This window comes from Gluconobacter albidus, assembly GCF_002723915.1.
GTDB classification, from domain to species: Bacteria; Pseudomonadota; Alphaproteobacteria; order Acetobacterales; family Acetobacteraceae; genus Gluconobacter; species Gluconobacter albidus.
Genome location: NZ_BEWL01000004.1, coordinates 63035 through 84085 on the forward strand (window position 1 = coordinate 63035; position 21051 = coordinate 84085).

General features: G+C 61.9%; 15 protein-coding genes. 6 read left to right on the top strand and 9 right to left on the bottom strand.

Annotation, left to right across the window (positions count from 1 at the left end; all coding sequences use genetic code 11):
* The first annotated feature begins 159 nt into the window (after nt 1–159).
* Nucleotides 160–1233 (top strand): LacI family DNA-binding transcriptional regulator, encoded by a 1074-nt coding sequence (locus GAL01_RS06805; RefSeq protein WP_062031841.1) that lies wholly within the window; start codon nt 160–162, stop codon nt 1231–1233.
* A gap of 9 nt (nt 1234–1242) precedes the next feature.
* Here the strand turns inward: GAL01_RS06805 and GAL01_RS06810 are convergent, their stop codons facing one another.
* The 5 genes from GAL01_RS06810 to GAL01_RS06830 form a co-directional block, all read right to left on the bottom strand.
* Nucleotides 1243–1908: an HAD family hydrolase gene (locus GAL01_RS06810; protein WP_062031844.1), complete on the bottom strand. Its 666-nt coding sequence runs from the start codon at nt 1906–1908 to the stop codon at nt 1243–1245.
* 61 nt (nt 1909–1969) lie between these two features.
* Nucleotides 1970–4135, bottom strand: a complete 2166-nt coding sequence (locus tag GAL01_RS06815; RefSeq protein ID WP_062031848.1) for a family 20 glycosylhydrolase — start codon at nt 4133–4135, stop codon at nt 1970–1972.
* 25 nt (nt 4136–4160) lie between these two features.
* Nucleotides 4161–5171, bottom strand: coding sequence for an ABC transporter substrate-binding protein (locus tag GAL01_RS06820; RefSeq protein WP_062031756.1), 1011 nt, complete (start codon nt 5169–5171; stop codon nt 4161–4163).
* Nucleotides 5168–5950 (bottom strand): ABC transporter ATP-binding protein, encoded by a 783-nt coding sequence (locus GAL01_RS06825; protein ID WP_062031759.1) that lies wholly within the window; start codon nt 5948–5950, stop codon nt 5168–5170. Before GAL01_RS06825 ends, GAL01_RS06820 begins: the two co-directional genes overlap by 4 nt.
* Nucleotides 5947–7005 (bottom strand): FecCD family ABC transporter permease, encoded by a 1059-nt coding sequence (locus tag GAL01_RS06830; protein WP_062031762.1) that lies wholly within the window; start codon nt 7003–7005, stop codon nt 5947–5949. The genes GAL01_RS06825 and GAL01_RS06830 overlap by 4 nt, the downstream gene beginning before the upstream one ends.
* A gap of 431 nt (nt 7006–7436) precedes the next feature.
* Here GAL01_RS06830 and GAL01_RS06835 point away from each other — a divergent pair, with 431 nt between their 5' ends.
* From GAL01_RS06835 to GAL01_RS06850, 4 genes are all read left to right on the top strand, one after another.
* On the top strand, nt 7437–8771 hold the full coding sequence (locus GAL01_RS06835) for a cytochrome c (protein ID WP_062031767.1): 1335 nt from the start codon (nt 7437–7439) through the stop codon (nt 8769–8771).
* Between the two features lie 26 nt (nt 8772–8797).
* The gene (locus GAL01_RS06840; RefSeq protein ID WP_062031771.1) at nt 8798–9274 is read left to right on the top strand and encodes a (2Fe-2S)-binding protein; all 477 of its coding nucleotides are present in this window, start codon (nt 8798–8800) and stop codon (nt 9272–9274) included.
* A complete protein-coding gene (locus tag GAL01_RS06845) occupies nt 9267–11582 on the top strand; it encodes a xanthine dehydrogenase family protein molybdopterin-binding subunit (RefSeq protein ID WP_062031772.1) in 2316 nt (771 codons plus the stop codon). The genes GAL01_RS06840 and GAL01_RS06845 overlap by 8 nt, the downstream gene beginning before the upstream one ends.
* Before the next feature lie 193 nt (nt 11583–11775).
* A complete protein-coding gene (locus GAL01_RS06850) occupies nt 11776–12369 on the top strand; it encodes a DUF4339 domain-containing protein (protein WP_062031775.1) in 594 nt (197 codons plus the stop codon).
* Nucleotides 12370–12372: 3 nt separating this feature from the next.
* Here the strand turns inward: GAL01_RS06850 and GAL01_RS06855 are convergent, their stop codons facing one another.
* Together GAL01_RS06855 and GAL01_RS06860 are read right to left on the bottom strand one after the other, a co-directional pair.
* Nucleotides 12373–13413: a glycosyltransferase gene (locus tag GAL01_RS06855; RefSeq protein WP_174694458.1), complete on the bottom strand. Its 1041-nt coding sequence runs from the start codon at nt 13411–13413 to the stop codon at nt 12373–12375.
* 39 nt (nt 13414–13452) lie between these two features.
* Nucleotides 13453–13992 (bottom strand): hypothetical protein, encoded by a 540-nt coding sequence (locus GAL01_RS06860; protein WP_062031856.1) that lies wholly within the window; start codon nt 13990–13992, stop codon nt 13453–13455.
* 165 nt (nt 13993–14157) lie between these two features.
* Between GAL01_RS06860 and GAL01_RS06865 the strand changes: the two genes are divergently transcribed.
* The gene (locus GAL01_RS06865; RefSeq protein WP_062031777.1) at nt 14158–16872 is read left to right on the top strand and encodes a M16 family metallopeptidase; all 2715 of its coding nucleotides are present in this window, start codon (nt 14158–14160) and stop codon (nt 16870–16872) included.
* Nucleotides 16873–16948: 76 nt separating this feature from the next.
* Here GAL01_RS06865 and GAL01_RS06870 read toward each other — a convergent pair whose 3' ends face one another.
* Complete coding sequence (locus GAL01_RS06870; RefSeq protein WP_062031859.1) at nt 16949–17917, bottom strand: CgeB family protein; 969 nt, start codon at nt 17915–17917, stop codon at nt 16949–16951.
* A gap of 117 nt (nt 17918–18034) precedes the next feature.
* The gene (locus GAL01_RS06875; RefSeq protein ID WP_062031779.1) at nt 18035–21028 is read right to left on the bottom strand and encodes a glycosyltransferase; all 2994 of its coding nucleotides are present in this window, start codon (nt 21026–21028) and stop codon (nt 18035–18037) included.
* Nucleotides 21029–21051: the final 23 nt, after the last annotated feature.

Genomic DNA, 21051 nt, shown 5'->3' on the forward strand with positions numbered 1-21051 from the left:
CGGTCATTTTCGCAATCACTCCCGCGTCCGTGACTGGTTTCTGCCCGACAGACTGGATATGGTACCTCCAGTGATTTTCAACAGAATACTGACATCACACCGCAACCGTCAGGATCGGCCCCGACAGGTCTGGTGTGTTTTGCTGGACAGACCGGAACAATGACCCGACAGTACGACCGCCGCAAAGTAACCCTCAAGGACGTGGCAGCACAGGTCGGGGTCTCCCACACAACGGTTTCCAATGCCTATATCCGCCCTGGCCAGCTCTCGGCCGCCCTGCGCGAGAAGATCCTCGCCGCCGCGCAGGAGCTCGGATATACCGGCCCCGATCCGGCGGCCAAACAGCTTGCAACCGGTCGCGCCGGGGCTCTGGGGTTCCTGTTCAGCGAAGACCTGCCCTACGCCTTCACCGACCCCGCGATCCTGAGCGTCCTCAACGGCGTCGCCCGTTCCTGCGACGATCTGGAAACCGATCTGGCCCTGATTTCCGCGGGCAGCAATCTGCGCAACCGCGCCGCGCCCGTGTCGCTCGGCAACGCGGCCGTGGACGGCTACATCCTCTATTCCGTTGCTCCCGACAGCCGCTGCGTCCTCATGGCCCAGCAGCGCAATGTCCCGCTCGTCGTGGTGGACCAGCCCCGCCTCGATGGCGTGCCGTATGTCGGGATCGACGATCGTGGCTCAGCCTATCGCGCAGCCAAAACCCTTCTTGATCTCGGGCACCGGCATTTCGGCATCCTGTCGCTCAAGACGGCCCATGACGGCTATTTCGGCCCCCTGACCGCCAAACGGCGTGCCAATATTGCCCACAGCACCATCGCCATGCGCCTCGAAGGCTATCTTCTGGCCCTGCGGGAAGCCAAAATCGCCCCCGAAGACGTCCCCGCCTGGGAAATCCCGATTAATTCCGAAGACATGGGAGCGGAAGGCGTTCGCCACCTGCTGAACCGCGCCCAGCGCCCGACCGCCATTCTCGCCATGAGCGACCGCGTCGCCATCGGCGCCATGCAGACCATCCGCGCCCTGGGCCTGAACATCCCGCAGGACGTCTCGATCTTCGGGTTCGACGACATCCCCGCCGCCGAAGGTGCCGATCTGAGCACGATCCGCCAGCCTCACGAACGCAAGGGGACGGAAGCCGTGCGCCTGCTGGGTGCGGCCAGCGGCAGCGAGAATGTCATCCTCGATACCGAACTGGTCCTGCGCGGCAGCATCGGCCCCACCGCAACCTGACGGCGGCTTTCAGCTCCGCAGCGCCGCAGGAAGCTCGCTGAAAGAACCGATCCGCAGATGCGGGTCCAGCGCCGCGCACTGGGCTGCGGATCCATGGCCGTAACTGGCCCAGCATGACGCAATCCCCGCATTGCGGGCGAACTGGAGATCGGCCACGGTATCGCCCACCATCAGGAAAGCCGAGCGCGGCTGTGTCGGGAACAGCGGCACAATCCGCTCGTCCATCACGCGCGGATCAGGCTTGTGCGGAAAATGCGGTTCGGAGGCCACGACGCCCGAGAAGAACGGCGTCAGGCCAAAGCGCGCGATGCTCGCACAGACGGTCGGGGCATGTTTGTTGCTGAGAATGGTGAGAATTGTCCCCTGTTCTTTCAGTGCGGCGAGCGTGTCCACCACCCCTTCGAACAGGACCGTCTCCTCTTCGTCCGCAGCCGGGTAGAACGCCCGGTAATGGCGCACGAACGCTGCGGCGTCCTGTGCATCACTTTCGGGGACGATCGCCTGAAACAGCGTCTGGAGCGTTCCGCCCCGCGTCAGTTCCTGCTTGAGCGCAGCCGGTGCGGGAGCGGGGACGCCCACGGCGTTGAATGCTTCTCTGAGGCTGCGAAGAATGGCCGGCTGCGTTTCCGCCAGCGTGCCGTCATAGTCGAGGAGGAGGATCGGAAAACCTGTCATGCTTTCCTTTTCCCCCGCCATGCGACGGAAATCCATCCCCTGCGGCGCATATCCGCAACGCTTATCGACCACCTGCTGCAAGAAGCGCCCTGATCCCCGGCAAAATCGCAATCAGCAATCCTCCCGGCGGCTGCGGAGCGCGGGCGGAGGCCAGCATGCTAGCCGAATTTTCAAAAGCCGCTTCCTGATCCTGAAGCAGGCGGGTCGCATCCATCCGCCATGCCGAGCCGCCTCGCCCGTTCAGAACACCCAGCCCGGCCCGGGACAACTGCCCCACGGCATGGGATACGGGGACCACGGTCTCAAGCGCGGGGATATTTTTTGCAACGGCGACAAAGGCCGCTTCATTATCGGCCCAGCGCTGGAGCATCTGGCGCAACGGCGCGGCCAGTCCCGTCTCGCCTTGCGCGTAACGCTCCGCCATCGCGTTGAACTGTATCGCCACGAATGAATCCGGCTCCGCCACAGCCACCGGACCCGAAAGCATGGTGCCACCACTGGCGGTGTCGAGATGGTTGAGCGCGTAATTGCGGACCGGCACCGTTACATCCGTCAGCACGTTCAGAGGCTCTGAATGCCCTGGTGCCATGGCTTCGCGCAGGGCATTGCGATGCTGCGTTGCCTGCAACCCGGTTGCCTCAAGCTCCGCCATCACAGCGGGCAGACGCCGCTCCAGATCAGGAACATCCCGCACATCCTGCGCGGACCAGAACCGCTCGGCCAGCGCCGCCATCCGGGGCCAGAGCCGTGAATCCAGCATCGGTTCGGGCACCATTTCCGCCCAGAGCGTCCCTTCCGCCCCCAGCACCAGCTTTTTCTGTGCGTCATCCAGAGGCGGGGCATTTACATCCATCTCAAAAGGCACGGAGAACTCGGGATGCTTGGGCGGAAACTTCGCCAGCTGATCTGCTGTGATGCCATCTGCCCTCGTATCGAACGGATCGACCGCATAATGTGTGGCGGACGGACGCAGCAGATCGAGATAATATCCCGCGGACACCACCACCGGATGTCCGGCGCGTGTGGCCGATCCCGTCCATTTCGACGCGCGCCAGGGCTCGACGACCACGTTTTTCGGGATCGGGGCCTCGCTGACCTCGTCCCATCCCATCATTACATGCCCCTGCGCCGCGATGATGGCCGCGACCTGCCCCGTAAACGCAGCCTGAAGCGCTTCGGCCGTTTCGTAGCCATGCGCCTTCATATAAGCCGCAATCGCCGGATTTTTCGTCCACTGGGAGGACACGACTTCATCGCCGCCCGCATGAATATAGCGGTCCGGGAAAAGGCGCCCCATCTCGCCATAAAGAACCCGTACGAAGCGCAACGTCTGCGGATTGGTCGGGTCGAGGGCAGCATTGTTGAGGTTCAGCCCCTTGGTGCTCATGTCAGGCAAAGGCTGCGCTGCCAGTTCCGGATAGGCGCGGACGATTGCCAGTGCATGACCCGGAACGTCGAATTCCGGCACCACACGAATGCCACGGTCGGCTGCATAGGATACGACCTCGCGGATCTGGGCCTGCGTATAATACTGATCCGGAGCGGTCATGGCCTGAAGCTGCGGATATGTCCGACTCTCGACCCGGAAGGCCGTTCCGTCACTCAGATGCCAGTGCAGCACGTTGAGCTTGACCATTTCCATCGCATCGAGCTGACGCTCTACGGTCGCGACCGTATCGAAATGCCGCGACACGTCCAGCAGCAGACCGCGCCACGCAAACCGGGGCGCATCTTCGATATGGATACGCTCGACGACGGCACCTTCCGGCGTGGCGCGGACAAGCTGGAGCAGCGTAGCCAGCCCATGGATCACACCTGCCGGACCATCCGCCTCCAGCCGCGCACCTTTGGCTGCAGTCGTGAGCGCGTAATGCTCCTTTTCATCCACACTCAGATAGGCCCGGTCCGGCCCGGCAGACACGTGCAGCACATACGGTGCGCCCTGTCCCGCAGGCCCGGCGATGGCGGCAAGGCGTGTCGTGAACCGCGCTGCGGCCCGTTGCAGCAGGGGGGAGGGGCGTGTGTCCCACACGATCTGCACCCCGCCACCAATTGGCGCCACACCATTGGGCACCGAAACGCTCTGCGGAACGGGCAGCAGACTCTCTTCCGCTCGCGCTTTACCTACAGAAATCCCGGCCAGAACGCTTCCCGCAAGGAGCAGCCCCACCGCGCCACGAACCCTGCGGTGAATGATCCGTCCGCGTTGTGAAGCTGTCTGCGTCATCTGAAGCTGTCCCTGAGTGTGAATTTCAGTGCGTATCGGGCGCGGGAGGGCGCGCATCGAGCATAAGCTCCGCATCTCCGGCAGACAGCGCAATACCATAGAACTCATGATAGAAAGAACGGATAGACCGGATCATCGCAGGCCGGTCCACCTGTCCGGTCTGAACGATCTGCCGCGACCACAGAACCTGAAGCAGAAGCTCCGGCCCATAACGGTCCCACGGAAACAGCCCGGTCGGATTGCGATAGACACGCCCGGACTGCACGGCTTTGACTTTCGACCAGACCGGGTCCTGCGTCAGTGTCGCCGGATCGCCCGCATTGGCGCCAATAATGACGATATCCGGATTCCACGACAGGATCTGTTCGATCGAAACGGGCTGCTTGTTGCCATGAATGCCCTGTGCCGCATTCTGCCCCCCCGCACTGCGGATCCACTGGTCGATGATACTGGCATCGCCATCCACCCTGAGCGGCCTGAGGGACTCCACATGCAGCACGCGCGGCCCCTGCGGATTGGTCGGAGCCTGCGAGACGGCCTGAAGAAACGCCAGACGATAGGCCTGCGCCCGCTTTGCCGCCAATGGTGTCTGAAGCAGGGTCGCCGTTCCGTCCACGCAGTCAAGCATCGAATCAAACCGGTCGAACCCTTCAGGCACGACATTGAGCCCGGCGCGTGTGAGGGCATCGGCGGAATGGCCCGAAGCCGTCACGAACACCAGATCGGGATGCAGCGCCAGAAGTTCCTCCGCATTCAGATTGCCGGGATCCAGCGTCTCGGCCCTGGACAGCGACGGCACCAGCCTGAACATCCAAGGCAGCATCGCCGGACGCGCCACAGTCCCCACGATCCGGTCCTGCGCCCCCAGCATGACGAGCATCGCATTATGGGCGTACCACCCCTCCACAATCCGGGTGGGAGGTGCCGCATACGCGACCGGTCCCGGCAGCGAAACCGCACCCAGCAACGTCGCCCCCAGAAATGTCAGGGCCGAAAACCGCTTCAGGGTCCGTGACAACGTCAGTCCCAGTGTCATTTCTCGTTCCTTTCCTGATGGAAAAAGCGGTTTCCGGCATGATCCATCTGCATCAGAGGCACCCCGTAAAGCGCCGACATCCGTTGTGCCGTCACGACATCCTGCGGCGGCCCGTCAGCTTCGATCCGGCCATGATCCAGAACCAGAACCCGGCTGGCATGCGCATAGAGTTCTTCCGGCCGGTGGGAGGTGAGCATAACAAGCCGCCCCTCACGCGCAAGCTCCGCCAGCAGTGCCATCAGACGCATCTGATACCCGTAATCCAGCCCCGTCATCGGTTCGTCCAGCAGCAGCCCCCGCGCATCCTGCGCAATGGCCCGCGCCAGAACGACCCGCTGACGCTCGCCACCGGACAGCTCCGTGACGGGACGATCGGCAAAGCGCTCCAGCCCCATCCGCCCCAGCGCCCCCGACACGGCGCGGCGGTCCTGCGTGGACAAACGCCCCGTCAGGCCGGAATGCGGCACCCGTCCAAGCTCCACCATTCGCCGCACCGTATAAGGAAAGGTGGCCACATGGCTTTGCGGCACGTAAGCCAGATGCCGCGCGATGGCAGAGGCAGGCCACGCCCGCAGAGGCCGCCCCTCAAGAAAAACCTCTCCCGTCGAAGGCGCGAGAAAACCCATCAGAAGCCGCAGCAGCGTACTTTTGCCTGCACCGTTCAGGCCCAGAAGCCCAACCAGTTCGCCTTCCCGTAGCGAAAGGTCGATCCCCTCCAGCACAGATCCGGGCTGCCGCGGCTGGCGGAAACCAAGGTTCCGGCACGACAGCAGCGTCATGCCATCCCGCCCCGCAGGCGCCGCAGCACCAGCACGAAAGCCAGAGCGCCGAACAATTGCGTGACGATCCCGAGCGGAACCTCGCCCGTCGTCAGACTGCGCGCGCAGGTATCGGCCAGCACCAGCCCCCCGGCCCCCAGCAGCGCCGTCACCGGCATCATGTTCCGGTGCTCCGCCCCGACGAGCAGGCGTGCCACATGGGGCACCAGAAGTCCGATCCAGCCGATAATGCCCGCCATTGAAATCGTCATCGCACAGGCCAGCGTTGCCAGAACAATGAGTGCCGGTCGCATGACCCGAACGGAAATTCCGAGACTGCGGGCTTCGTCATCTCCCAGTGACAGCACGTCCAGAACGGGGGCGCACACCACAAGCGCCGTGGTCAGGGCGAGAAGCGGGCCGGACATCCATGCCAGTTCCCGCCATCCGCTCGGCGCCAGACTGCCTAGCAGCCAGTTCACGATAGCCGGAAGCTGATCCATCGGATCGGCCAGATATTTCACCAGAGACAGCAAGGCGGTAAAGATCGCATTCCCGATCAAGCCACCCAGAAGCAGGGCCAGAATGCCCCCCCCTGGCAGGGTCCTGCTGATCAGGAGCCCACAGCCAACCGCCAGCAGCCCTCCCCCGAAGGCGCCCATCTGCACCACGAACGCTGATCCGCCGCTGACGATCGCAAGCGCTGCCCCGAACGCCGCGCCACTCAGAACGCCCAGAAGATCCGGCGAAACCAGTGGGTTACGAAACACCGCCTGATAGGTTGCGCCGCCGCAGGACAACGCACTTCCCACCAGCAGCGCCGCCAGAATACGCGGCAAGCGGGCCTGCATCACCACGGCCTGCGCAAGAGGATCAACTCCGGCGGACAGATGCAGCAAATGCCCGAACACTCCAAACACCCGCAGCGGTGACAGCGGATAGCGCCCCAGACAGAGCGCGCACACCACACTCAGAACAACACCGGTCAGGGCCAGGGAACGGATCAGGGCAGGACGAACGGAAATGGCAGGTCCTCTCGGCAGAACGACAGACGAAACCCGCCGCAGGAAAATCATAAGCCAAGCCTCTCCGCGCCACCAGAACCCGTTGCTTGGCAAAGTCAGGGCGTGATCCGAGCCTGTAAGGCGCGACTAGAATGGATCAAAAGCATCAGTATTTTTGGCACCGGGTGCCACAATACTTACTACAAAACATACTTGCGCTCAAAGGCCATGTAACAGGATTTTAAACAAATCCCTCAGTATCGCCCCTCTGCGTCTGCAGGATCCTTAACCGGGAATACTGCAATCAGGACTGAAACAGTCCCGGATTTACGCTGAAACATCCGGAAATCTGTGTTATTTTCATGACTCTGATTGCATTTATTTTAGGAAACGCACGGTTTTGAGATAGCGCAATCTTTCCTTTCGTGGTCCGGTGCCTTAGGTTGCACGCAACAGTCGCCTTTTGTGGCAAATGATTTCAATCCTTCCGGGACAGTCCAACCATGCTCAAACGGATAGCTGCCGCTGTCATTGGCCTTGGTGCCGTGGGAGGCATCGGCTTTCTTGCCTATGCCTGGTACCCCGCCATCGCCCCGATCCCCAAGCCAGCCGCATCGTCGTTCTCCGCTGACGCCATCAGCCGTGGCGCCATTGTCGCGAATGGCGGCTACTGTGCGGAATGTCATACCCGCGTGGATGGCAACCCCGGCCCTGAACTGGCTGGCGACTTCAAGATGGCCACGCCGTTCGGCGATATCTTCTCGTCCAACATCACTCCTGACGAGCAGTGGGGAATCGGCAACTGGTCTCTGGCCGCGTTCAAGCGCGCGATGAACAAGGGCATCGCGCGCGATGGCTCGCAGCTCTATCCGGCTTTCCCATTCGACCACTTCACCAAGGTCAACGATCAGGACGTCTCGGACCTCTACGCCTATCTGATGACGCGTCCGGCCATTCATCTCAAGCCGCGCGACAACACCGTTCCCTTCCCGATCAACATCCGCCTGATCGGACAGGGCTTCTGGAAACTGCTTTTCTTCACGCCGGGCCGCTATCAGAACGACCCCAAGCATGACGCACAGTGGAACCGCGGCGCCTACCTCGCCGAAGGCAACGAACACTGCGGCGCCTGCCACACACCGCGGAATCTGCTCGGCGCCGAAAAGATGAGCAAGGTCTATGACGGTGCTGTCATCGACGGCTGGATCGCTCCGCCGCTGAACGACCACAACCCGACGCCGGTCGTCTGGACCGAAGACGAGCTGTTCCAGTATCTGCGCTTTGGCGTGGCTCCGCTGCACGGTTCGGCCGCGGGCCCGATGTCCCCCGTGCCGCATCGCTTCCTGTCGAAGATCCCCGAAGAAGACGTGCACGCCATCGCTCATTATTATGCGGATGTGGACAAGGCGGCGCAGCGCAGCGGTGGCGATCAGGCCGCGATTGCCCGTGCCATGCACATGTCCGGTCTCAACCTGACCGGCCCGCAGACGCAGGACGCCGATGCCCGCCTGTATCAGGCCGCCTGTGGCGCCTGCCACTACAATTCCGGCCCGAACCCCGTGCTCGGTCGCCCGGAACTCGCCCTGAACAACGCGCTGTGGCTGGATGAGCCGAACAACCTCTATCAGGTCATGCTGCATGGCATTACCGCAGAGGAAGGTCAGGATCACATCTCGATGCCGAGCTTCTATTCCGGCCTGTCCGATCATGACATGGCCCGCATCGCCGCGTATCTGCGTCGCACACGCACCACGCTTCCCCCCTGGACGGATCTGGAAAAGAAGGCCGCAAGCGCGCGCGCCACGCTCGAAGCTCCGCCCATCACCGCTTCGCACTGATCCGGGCAGGACTGGGAATACAGGACATGACCACGAAATTTGAACTCAACGGACAGCCCGTTACGGTCGACGCCCCGGCAGACACCCCCCTGCTCTGGGTCATCCGTGACGACCTGAACATGACCGGCACCAAGTTCGGCTGCGGTATCGGCGAATGCGGTGCCTGCACCGTCCATGTCGGCGGACGCGCCACGCGCTCCTGCATCACGCCGCTTTCGGCCGTGGAAGGCGCGTCGATCACCACGATCGAAGGGCTGGATCCGGAAGGAAACCATGTCGTTCAGGTCGCCTGGCGGGACCAGCAGGTGCCGCAGTGCGGCTACTGCCAGTCCGGTCAGATCATGCAGGCCGCAAGCCTCCTGAAGGACTATCCCAACCCGACGGACGACCAGATCGACGGCGTGATGGGCGGCAGCCTCTGTCGCTGCATGACCTATATCCGCATCCGCAAGGCCATCAAGGAAGCTGCCTCAAAGCAGCAGGAAGGTGCCAACAATGGCTAAAATCGAACAGATTGCGAAGAAGAGCGACGCCGCGCGCCTCTCCCGCCGCAACTTCCTGATGACGGCGGCTGGCGGCGGACTGATGTTCGGTTTCGCCCGCAAGGCCGGTGCCGCCGTAACGCTGCCCTCCCCGATGCCGCCGGAAGCCGCGTTCGAGCCGAACATCTGGTGCGCCATCGCGCCTGACGGGGCAATCAACGTCAACATCGTCCGCGCCGAAATGGGCCAGCATGTCGGCACAGCCCTTGCCCGCATCATCGCGGACGAGATGGACGCGAGCTGGGACAAGATCAAGATCACCGAGGTCGACACCGCGCCAAAATGGGCCGGGAAATACGTCACCGGTGGTTCCTGGTCCGTCTGGGACACCTGGGACACCTTCCGTCAGGCAGGAGCTGCGGCTCGTACGGTCATGCTTGAAGAAGGTGCAAAGCTGCTCGGCACGACGGCGGAACGCTGCACCGTCAGCGAAAGCGTTGTTTCTGCTGGCGGCAAAAGCGTGTCCTTCGGCGACATCGTGGCCCGCGCCAAGCCGACCCGGACCTTTACGCCCGAAGACATGGCGAAGCTGCCGCTCAAGCCTGTCACGAACCGCCGCCTCATCAGCAAGCCGGTCCCGGCGCTCGACATCCCGGACAAGACGACCGGCAAGGCCATTTACGGCATCGACGTCAAACTGGACGGCATGGTGTATGGCCGACCGAAAATGCCGCCGACACGCTATGCCTCGAAGGTCGTCTCCGTGGACGACAGCGCCGCGAAGAAAATCCCCGGCTATGAGCGCTATGTGGTTCTGGATGACCCTTCCGGAATTGTTCCGGGCTGGGTCGTGGCGCTGGCCAAGACCTATCCCGCTGCGATCCGGGCTGCCGATGCCCTCAAGGTACAGTGGAATCCCGGTCCGACGATCCACGTCTCCGAAGCGGACATCATCGAACACGGCCGCAAGCTGACCCTCGATCCGAAGAACGGCGCACGCGTCTTCAACGATAAGGGCGTGGACGAAGCACTCGCGATCCATCCCAATCAGGTCTTCGAACGCAGCTATACCTGCGCGTCAGTCGCACATTACCAGCTTGAGCCGGTCAATGCCGTAGCGCGCCATATCGACGGCATGTGGGAAATCCATACCGGCAACCAGTGGCAGTCCCTCATTCTGCCGCAGCTCGCCAAGTCGCTTCAGGTTCCCGAAGAGCAGGTCGTGATGCGCACCTATATGCTCGGCGGTGGCTTCGGACGGCGTCTGAACGGCGATTACTGCATTCCGGCTGCCCTGGCCTCCAAAGCCATCGGTGGCGCTCCGGTCAAGCTGATCCTGACGCGCTCCGACGACATGGAACTGGACTCCATCCGTTCGCCGTCCTTTCAGAACATCAAGGTCGCGCTCGACAACGATCGCAAGAAGATCACTGCGATGGACTATGTCGCGGTCGCGGGCTGGCCGACACAGGTGATGGCGCCAGCATTCCTCGCGACGGCTGAAGACGGAAAGAAATATGATCCGTTTGCCATCGCAGGCGCGGATCACTGGTATGAAACAGGGCCGACACGCGTCCGCGCCGTCAGCAACGACCTCGCCAACGCCACGTTCCGCCCCGGCTGGCTGCGTTCGGTCAGTGCGGGCTGGACTCCCTGGGCGCTGGAATGCTTCCTCGACGAGGTTGCTCATTCCACGAAACAGGACCCGCTGGAGTTCCGCCTGTCCATGTTCACGGCGCAGGGCCGCAACGCGGGTCAGGCTCCGAACTCCGTCGGCGGGGCCAAGCGTCAGGCCGCCGTTCTCCAGCGTCTGGCTGACAAGATCGGTTACGGCAAGGAACAGTTTCCTGCCGATACGGCCATCGGCATCGCCACCAGCTTTGGTCAGGAGCGCGGCATGCCGACCTGGACGGCGGGTGCGGCGCAGGTCCACGTCGATCGCAAGACGGGTGTTGTCACCTGCCAGAAGCTCTGGCTCGTGCTTGATGCCGGCACCATCGTCGATCCGGGCGGAGCACTCGCTCAGACCGAAGGCGCGGCGCTGTGGGGTCTCAGCATGGCCATGTTCGAGGGTACCGAAATCGTCGACGGCACGATCAAGGACCGCAACCTCAACACCTATACTCCGCTGCGTCTCCCAGACGTTCCGGATATCGACATCGAGTTCATCCAGAACACCGAAAAGCCCACGGGCCTCGGTGAGCCGGGTGTGACCGTTGTTGCGCCTGCCATCGCCAATGCGATCTTCAATGCGGTCGGCGTTCGCCTGCGGCATATGCCGATGCGCCCGGCCGACGTGCGTCGCGAACTGCAACAGCACGCGCGCTGAGCTTTTGGCAAATCATGAAAGGGCCGCAGTTCCAGCCGGGACTGCGGCCTTTTTCATACCCGACGACAGGCCTACTCCCGTCCTGCGGACAGGATGGGTCTTGCCAAGCCCCCCGGAAGTCGTGACAGACTGTACCGCTCGGGACCCGGCAGGCCCCGGCACCACGATGCGCGGCCCGGAATAAGGACGAACTGTGAGCTGGTTTTACGAAGACCATGGCACCCGTAAGGGACCGGTGTCCGCAGACGGCATGAAAGCCCTCGTCACCGAAGGCATCATCGGGCATGCCACCCTGTGCTGGACCGAAGAATTTGGCGGCGAATGGCATCCTGCCGGAAGCTGCGTTTTCTGGCCGCCCCAACCCGAAGGCGTTCCTCCTGCCCTCCCTGCCAGCCTGATTTCAAACCGCTGGCTGTGGCTCAGTCTGGTCGGTCCGTTTTTCGGCAGCATGGCGGTCAGCGTTCTTCAGGGCTTCGGACTCATCCCCGATTTCGCAAGCAATTTTGCGTCCATGATCGTGAGCATCGGCATTTTCTACGTGGCTCTCGTTATGGACCGCCGCAGCCTGCTCGCTGGGGGTTTTCGCCCCGGCACAATCCTGTGGATCCTGCTGCCACCGCTTTATGTCTGGCGCCGCATCCAGATCGTCGGACACGGCATGCTGCTCTTTTTCCTGTCGATTTTGGTATTTCTGTGTGAATTCGTTCCCGCTCTCACCACGGGCTGGCACGTCTTCCCGGATGTTGGCCTGTCGGACTATGTTTCCCGCCGTTACTATGAACTGTAAGATTCAGCAGTAACGGCGATAAAAAGCCTCAACGCTGCTGGCCGCTGTCGCGATACGGTAACGGGACATGTCCCACTGACGCGGCGCCGCGGCTTCGAGACGCTGCAACCCGGCCGTCAGGGCTTCCAGGCAGCCGGACGGTAGCAAACATTCTGGCGCCTCTGCGAGAATATCCTTAACTCCGCCCGCCGCCGTTGCGCAGACCGGCAATCCAGCTTCCATGGCTTCCAGCAGCACCAGTCCGAACGGTTCGTGACGTGAGGGAACGACGAACGCATCGAATGCGGCCAGAAGATCGGGCATGTCCGTGCGATAGCCGGTGAAAAGAATATCCGTGCGGCCCTGCGCCGCTTTTTGCAGCGCACACCGCTCCGGGCCGTCGCCGACCAAAACAAGCCGGGTCTCGGGCCTGAGGCCAGCCTGCTTCCAGGCATGTATCAGAAGCTGGAAGTTTTTCTCCTCAACCATCCGCCCGGCTGCCCCGATCACGATGCCCCCCTCTGGAATACGCCACTCAAGCCGCATCCGTTCCCGCAAAGCCGCACGACATGCGACAGTGGATTGTGGAGGAAGCGTCCAGTTGGGGATCAGGGCACAGGCTTCACGCTGTCGTTCTGGCAGAACATCGCGCTGCCAGGATGCGATGCAGACAAGTCCGTCATGCGTTCCATAACTGCGACCGCGATAAGAGGTATGAAGCGTGGCAACGACAGGCACGGAGCCCGCAAGCCCCGCCCGGCGCAGCCAGCTCGCCCGGGCGGAGGCCCGACCGAGATGGGTATGAACGATGTCGTGCCGCCCGCTGCGCAGCTCGCTGGCCAGTGCGGGCAGATATCCCGCCGGCCCCGCCCGCACGATCTTTACGTCAGGGCACAGAAACCCCTGAATATCTCCGCCCGTGCGCGCATCGGTCGTCCTGCGCTCCAAAAGCAGCGTGACGTCATGGCTCTGCGCCTGAATCGCGGACAATTCCGCAACATGACGCTCCGTTCCCGCAAATTCCCGGGTCGAGAGACAATGCAGAATTCGCAGTCGGGAAGTCACGCGCGTTTTCCTTGATGGGCGTGGCGAAGAAACGGAATGTCAGGAGTTCAGACGGCCTCCGGCCGTACCCCAGACGCCCTCAATGACCGGGCCGCTGCGGCTGGACATGCGCTGGAAAGGCGGACGCGGCTGGCAGGCCACGAGATAAAGGCCGACGGTAAAGAGAAGCTGGGAAATCGTCGTGAGCTGCGTCACCAGCCAGACAAAACCGGGCGCGCCCAGCCCGCGGAAAAGCTGGTACGCCAGAAAAGCCAGAGACAACAGCCGCATGGCCCGAAGCAGGGGCCGCAGCGGGTTGAGCATTCCGGGTCGCACCATCGGCGCGGAACGCCGCATGCCCAGAAAGAACGCCAGACTGACGCACCAAATCAGGGCGCTGTCGATCATGTTGCCCAGACTGGCCCCGAACAGCAGCATCGGCAGCACAAGGGACAGCCCGTCAAGCATCAGAGCCCCGAGCTGACAGCTCAGACCAAGATGGAGCGCCGTCAGGCGTGCGGGAAGACGGTCCGCCAGAGGCTGGAAAAGCCGGTCGAGCAGCCAGTCATCCACTTGGGCAATGCGTTCAGGTAAAGTCATCACACATACTTTATCCACCTCCCCGCTCAGCTGCACATAATTTTTTCTTCATCCGGCCGTCAGATACAGCGCTCTAGGCACGGGTTACACATGGTGGACAGAAACCGGCGCAACAGCTTTACTCTTTTGTGAAGATACGTTTCTCCTCAGGAAAGTTCTGAATCCATGTCCGCACTCTCCCGTCTCTCCCGCCTGTCCCTGCTGGCAGCCACCATGCTCGCCCCTCCGGTTCTGACGGGAGCTCACGCCGCCTCGGTCCCGGCCCCGACGGAGAGTGTGGCTCCGGAGAGTGCGGCTCCGGCCACGGTCACGCGCGCAACGCTGCCCAACGGATTGCGGGTTATTGTAGTGCGCGACACGCTCGCTCCGGTCGTGCAGACCATGCTGAATTACGAGACGGGCTCCGTGAATGCGCCGAAGGGCTTTCCCGGCACGGCACATGCGCTCGAGCATATGATGTTCAACGGCTCACAAACCCTCTCGCGCGACCAGCTCTCCACCATCAGCGCGCAGCTCGGCAACAACGACAACGCGGACACGACCTCGGACGTCACGCAGTATTACTTCAAGACCCCCGCCAGCGATCTTGACGTCCTGCTGCGGATTGAGGCCGGACGGATGCGCGGCCTGAACATTACCGAAGCTGAATGGGCCCATGAAAAAGGCGCGATCGAACAGGAAGTCTCGCGCGATCTCTCCAGCCCGATCTACCGGTATCTGTCGCAGATCCGGGCAGCCCTTTATGCAGGCACCCCCTACGAACATGATGCCCTCGGCACGCGTCCGTCCTTTGACGCGACCACCGCCCCGCTGCTGAAAAAATTCTATGAGACCTGGTACACGCCCAACAACGCCGTGCTGGTCATCACCGGCGACGTGGAGCCGCAGGAAACGCTGAAAAAGGTCGAGGCCGCTTTTGGCAGTATTCCAGCTACGACCCTTCCCGAGCGTGGCACCGTCTCCCCTACCCCGGCCAAGGCCCAGAGCATTTCCCTCGACACCGACCTGCCGATTGGCCTTGTGACGATGGCGTGGCGGATGCCGGGACAGCGTGATCCCGACTATGCCGCGACAACCCTGCTCGCAGATGCCATCAGCAGCCAGCGCGCCGCTCTGTTCGCTCTCGTGCCTGAGGGCAAGGCGCTGGATACGGGCTTCATGTATGATCCCGATGCGCAGGCCGGACTTGGCGTCGTGTACGCCGGCTTCCCCAAAGGCGCCAATCCCGACGGACTGCGGACAGCCGTTGCCGCGATCATGGAGAATTTCCGCGCGCATGGTATTCCGGCCGAACTGATCGAAGCCGCGCGCCGCAAGGAAATCGCAGCGCTTGAGTTCAACGCCAACAGCATTTCCGGCCTTGCCGAAAGCTGGTCGCAGGCCGTCGCCATCCAGCATCTGAACGATCCGCAGGACATGCTGGCCGCTTTCCGCAGCGTCACGAAAGAACAGGTCGACGCGCTGGCGAAAAAACTGCTCGACCCTGCCCATGCCATCAGCGCGACCCTGACGCCCAGCGCTTCGGGCAAGCCCGTCGGCCAGAAGGGCTTTGGCGGTGCGGAGTCATTCAATACCCCTCCCGCGGGCAAGGTTGCTCTCCCGGACTGGGCCCAGCAGGCCCTTGCCCGTCTGACGATCCCTGCCGCAGCGCCGCTTCCCACGGTCTATACGCTGCCCAACGGGCTGCATCTTCTCGTCCAGCCCGAACATGTCAGCCATACGGTTGAACTGATCGGCAGCATCCGCCAGAACGCGGACCTCGAACAGCCTGCCGGTCAGGACGGCGTAGCAGGCGTGACGGAGCAGATGTTCCTCTACGGCAGCAAAACGCATGACCGTCTGGCCCTCGCCCGCGCGCTTGATGACCTCTCGGCAGACGAAGAAGCCGGTCCCTCCTTCTCTCTCAGCACTCTGACGCCGAACTTCGAAAAAGGCCTCGCCCTGCTGGCGGATCACGAGCTGAATCCCGCTTTCCCGGAAAAGGCCTTCCGCGTCACCCAGATGCAGGCTGCGCAGGCACAGGCCGGTGAGCTTCAGTCACCCGGTTACCGCTTCGGCCGCGCCACCCGCAAGGCACTCGTCCCCCCGCAGGACCCGACCCTGCGTGAAGCCACGCCTGCCACGATCAGCAAGCTCACACTGGCCGACGTTCAATCCTATTATGCCCACACCTATCGTCCGGATCTGACCACCATCGTCATTGTCGGCGACATCACTCCCGAGGCTGCAAAAACAGACGTTGAAAAAGCATTTGGCGGCTGGAAGGCCGTGGGACCAAAGCCCGTCGTCGATCTGCCGGGAATTCCCCTCAGCCGCCCCTCCCAAGCCGTAGTCGAAGATCCGGGCCGTTCACAGGACGAGGTCAAGCTTGTTGAGACCATCGGCATGAAAGTGACCGATCCTGACCGTCACGCACTCGCCGTCGGCAACACGATCCTTGGAGACGGCTTCTCTTCGCGCCTGATGCAGGACCTGCGCGTCAAGACGGGCTATGTTTATGGCGCCGGAAGCGGATTCAACTATTCCCGCACCCGCAGCAGCTTCGGCATTACTTTCGGCGCCGATCCCGACAAGGTTAGCAAGGCCCGGGCGCTTGCCGTCAAGGATGTCGAGGACATGCGCACAACACCCGTCTCGCAGGAAAGCCTCGACCTCGCCAAGGCCACCCTCCTGCGCAGTCAGCCCATGTCCCGCGCCAGCTTCAGTGCCCTGGCCGGAAGCTACCTTTCCCTGATCGCGCTGGACCTGCCGCTCGACAGTCAGGCGAAAGCCGCGCAGGCCATCTATGACATGACCCCGCAGCAGGTGCAGGCGGCGTTCCGCAAATGGATCCGCCCGACCGATCTCGCCCAAATCGTCATGGGTCCTCAGCCGAACTGAGGCTCCTCTCAAACACAAAAAAGGCCGCGGAATGACTTCCGCGGCCTTTTTTAATGGGGCTCGTCCTGAACGATGCTCAGGCGATCAGGCCCTCGTCTTTCAGAACGCGCAGCGCATACTCGATACGGTGTCGGTACAGGTGTTCGGCCTGCGTCCGCGCCTGCGCCTTGCGGGCCATTTTCACCCGTAGTTCATTGTTGTCGAGATAGGTCGCGACCAGCCGTTCGAAATCGACACGGTTCGAGAAAACCGGAATTTCATCCGCCGAGTAATACCGCCGGATCTCATGGGTGTCTTCATGAAATACCTGAAACGCTCCGGCCAGCGCGGCCTCGAATGTCCGCGGCCCCGGCGTGGAAGGCGCAATGACGAAACGCTTGTTCTCAAAGCTCAGGGAACGCCCCAGATTCAGGACCAACTTGGAGCGACGGTACAGTTCCACGAGCTGCGATTTCTCGATCCGGGCATCGGAAAACCCGATCCCCAGTTCACCCCAGCCCGGCCCGACGATCTTGATGTTCAGATCCCGCAGGGCGGGGAGAAGATTGCGGACGATATCCTTGCGGTTGGTGAACGCCACACCACAGAACAGGACGTCAATTGTCTTTTCCGAATGCTCTTCGATCTCGCCGTAATGCAGCTTCGGACTGGCGGCCAGCGGCAGATGGAACACCCGCTCGCGCTGGTAGAAATTATGGCCCCAGCGGTCACAGGAGAAAATCACGTCGAAATCATCGGCAACGCGATAGTTCGCATCCTGCTCGTAGGGGTCTTCGGTCGCCCAGAACACAGTCACGGCGCCGATCTTTTTTGCCTCACGGCATACCTCGCCGAAATAGGTGCTTTCAGGAAGGTAGGAGCCGATGGCAAAGACAATTGTCGGCTTCAGAAAGCGGATGGAACTGGCCGCGGCCGAGATATGAACGGCCGTAACGTTTCCCTCACCGAAACAGTCCGCCCAGCCATCCATGATGGACTCGCGGATCTGGGTGTTGGCCTGGCTTTCATACCGCCCCCCGCTACACACAAGGACCCGACCGGTCATCCCGGCTGTTCCGCTGTTCGTCACACTGGCGTCCCCGGCTTCCACGACCGCGTCATTCACTGCGTCCATAACCTTCCTGCTCTCCCCAAACTTCTAAAACCGGTCGTATCCGGTCCGTCATGCCATGCAGCTCTGAACAATCCCTGACAGCGCCTGCCGGAAATCGGCCGGAGAACAGTCCCGCTCGACAGCCGCGAGAGCGCCGTTGCGCAGAGTCTTCCACAGTTCCCCGTCCCGATAAAGCCGCTCTACAGCCGCCGCGAACGCCTGCGGATCATCCGCCGGAGCCGCCAGAACCTCGCTACCCTCAGCCCAGCCAACCTGCTCCTGAAGCAGTGTCGTCACGACCTGCGGCAGACCATAGGACGCCGCTTCATGAACCTTGAAGGGGATCCCTCCCGCAAACCGCGTCGGCGCGACAAAGACCCTGTGCCGGTCGAACAGCTCTCTCGGGTCTCCGACCGGCCCCACGATCTCGACCCGGCTGTTCGTCGAAAAGACCGTCATGTCCACATTCGGTCCGACAAACCCCGCGATCGTAAAATGAACTTCCGGCGGCAGAACACTGTCCAGCAGGGGCAGAACACTCTCCACGAACCAGACAAGACTGTCATGGTTGGGCGCACCCTCATCATGGATCGCGCCAAAGAAAAGGATGTTGTGACGGTTCTCGAAAGGAGCAGGGGTGGGCTGAGGATTCAGTTCATGTCCAAGCACCGAGACACTCACACGGCCCGCACGGCGCGCCAGCTCGGCATCATGCGCCGTCACCGTAATGACCTTCTGGCAGAACCGGGCACAGTCCAGCTCCTGCTGCAGCATCTCGTCAAAACTGATCTCCGGAGCAGGAAGATCCAGAATCCGTATGCGCTCCAGCGTCCGTGGTGTGGCGATTACTTCCGTATCCAGAACCGGGCCGCCAGCGGGGAGGTAGCGGCTTGACTCATTGAGCAGCGGCAGAAGGCGTTCCAGATTATGCGTCCGGCCAATCCAGACCAGATCGTAATATCCGACCCGCTCCTGAATAAAATCAGCGAAGCTGGAAAAATTCCGGTCAACAATCAGTTCCACCGTTTCGGGGAAATCCCCGAACAGATCGATGGATGTCTGATCCCGCGCAAGCACAGGGAAAACCGTTACCTGATAACCCAGAGCCGTCATCTCGCGGATGATGTCGTTGGAACGGACATAGCCCGATCCCAGACGGCGCAGGGGCAGACGATCCTCGATAAAAAGGATTTTTCTACGCTGGCTCACGCGGTGTTCGCGACCAAGCACGGCATTGCGGATATGGGCAGGCTGCTGATGCCGCAGGAAATCCTGCTGCAGGCGCGCAAAGGTCTTGAGATTGCCACGGATCAGGGCATGGGAGCCCGCCGCACCGGAACTTCCGAATTCCAGATGTTCGATCACCACACTCGGATCATAAACGATCCGCATCCCCGCCTTGAGAATCCGCACACACAGATCCGCATCCTCGAAATAGGCGGGCATGTACCGTGGATCATATCCGCCAAGACGGCGCAGCAGCGCAGTCCGCACCATCAGGAAGGCGGCTGAACAGTAATCCACGTCCCGAACGAAATTGGCACTCGTCAGGTTCGGGTCATCCTCGCGCAGATATCCGTAGGTCGCGCCGTCCCGCCAGATGATCGACCCCGCTTCCTGAAGACGCATATTCGTACGAATCAGCTTGCCACCCACAGCCCCGATACCAGGCTCCCCATGCAGGCGCTTCAAGGCGTGAAGAATGGCATCCGGGTAGAGGCGGACATCGTTGTTCAAATACAGTGCGAGCGGCGCTTCCGCTTTTTCCAGCGCAAGATTACAGCCCTGAAGATATCCGATATTGTGCCGGTAACGCAGGATCGTGGCGCCGCGCACCATCCGGCCGATATGGCGCGTCTGGTCATGAGATCCGGAATCCACGAGAATAAGCTGGATCCCCCCGCCATAATTGGCACGCAGGGACGCCAGCGCCTGCGCGGTCAGGGCGATCCGGTCATAAACCACCATCAGCACGCTGACTTCAGGCACACCATGAACGGTGAAATCCAGCGGATGGCGGACCAGCGATGGCAGAATGGCTTCGGCCTCACGCTCGAACAGGATCCGGGACTGTTCTTCGGGAATAGCGGGAACAGCTGCAAGAGCCGCCATCCGTCCCTCCTCCAGACCCGTCCGCCCCGCCACAAGATGGGCAAACGCACTGTCATACAGACGATTGCGCACATCGTTGCGGACCTGCGTCTGCGACATATGGGCCGCAAGATCCACATCCGCCTGCGGAATACGGCCTTCCTGCGCGCCGTAACGGACGAAATGATCGTAGCCGTTACGGAAAAACCCATGCTCCAGCGAGGGGAGAATGTCGGGGTGGGCCGTGGCGTAGAACTGTTCGGAGAAGAATTCCTGAGGATCGAAAAGCCGGGGCGTTTCGTTCGTGAGGTAATGATGCAGGGCGCTCGAATAATGTCCGGCAGCGATCTCCTGACGGACTCCTGGATAGCGCGTCAGATACCAGACCGGATCAAAATACCAGGAGACGCGACCGGCATCGGCAACATGGGCCGGCAGGCCAAGCCAGGAACCGAACAGACCGATCCGGCTGTCGAAATGATCCGGAAAAGTCAGTGCAAGATCCCGGCAGAGCTCATCATCAAAGAAATGATGCCCGCGGTAGTAATGACTTTCGCCAATCTCGAGAAAATGGTCGTAGCCGTTAAGAAATCCGTTTTCAGTCAGGAAACGCTGCGTCAGCTCCGGATAGCGGCGGCGATAGGCGGGTTCGTCAAACAGCCAGTGCGGCGCGTGGGTTTTGTAACCCGTGGCGATATAGTGCTCAAAACCCGACGCCCACTCTTCGCGGATGAGGCCCTGACGCACATCCTTGTGGGCCTCGCGATACCACACCTCGTCAAAATACCGATTGGGAGAGTGTCCGTAACGCTGACCCGTCTGCTGATAGAATGCATACGGCCCTTCCTGCCCCTCTTCCCGCATCCAGTCCCGCACCTCGGGATAGCGCAGCAGATACCATTGCGCGTCAAAACGGGACCAGCGGGGGGTACGGGGCTCTTCTGACAGCGGCACTTCAGCATTTTCGAACATCAGGGCAAGCCTCCCGCTCTAGG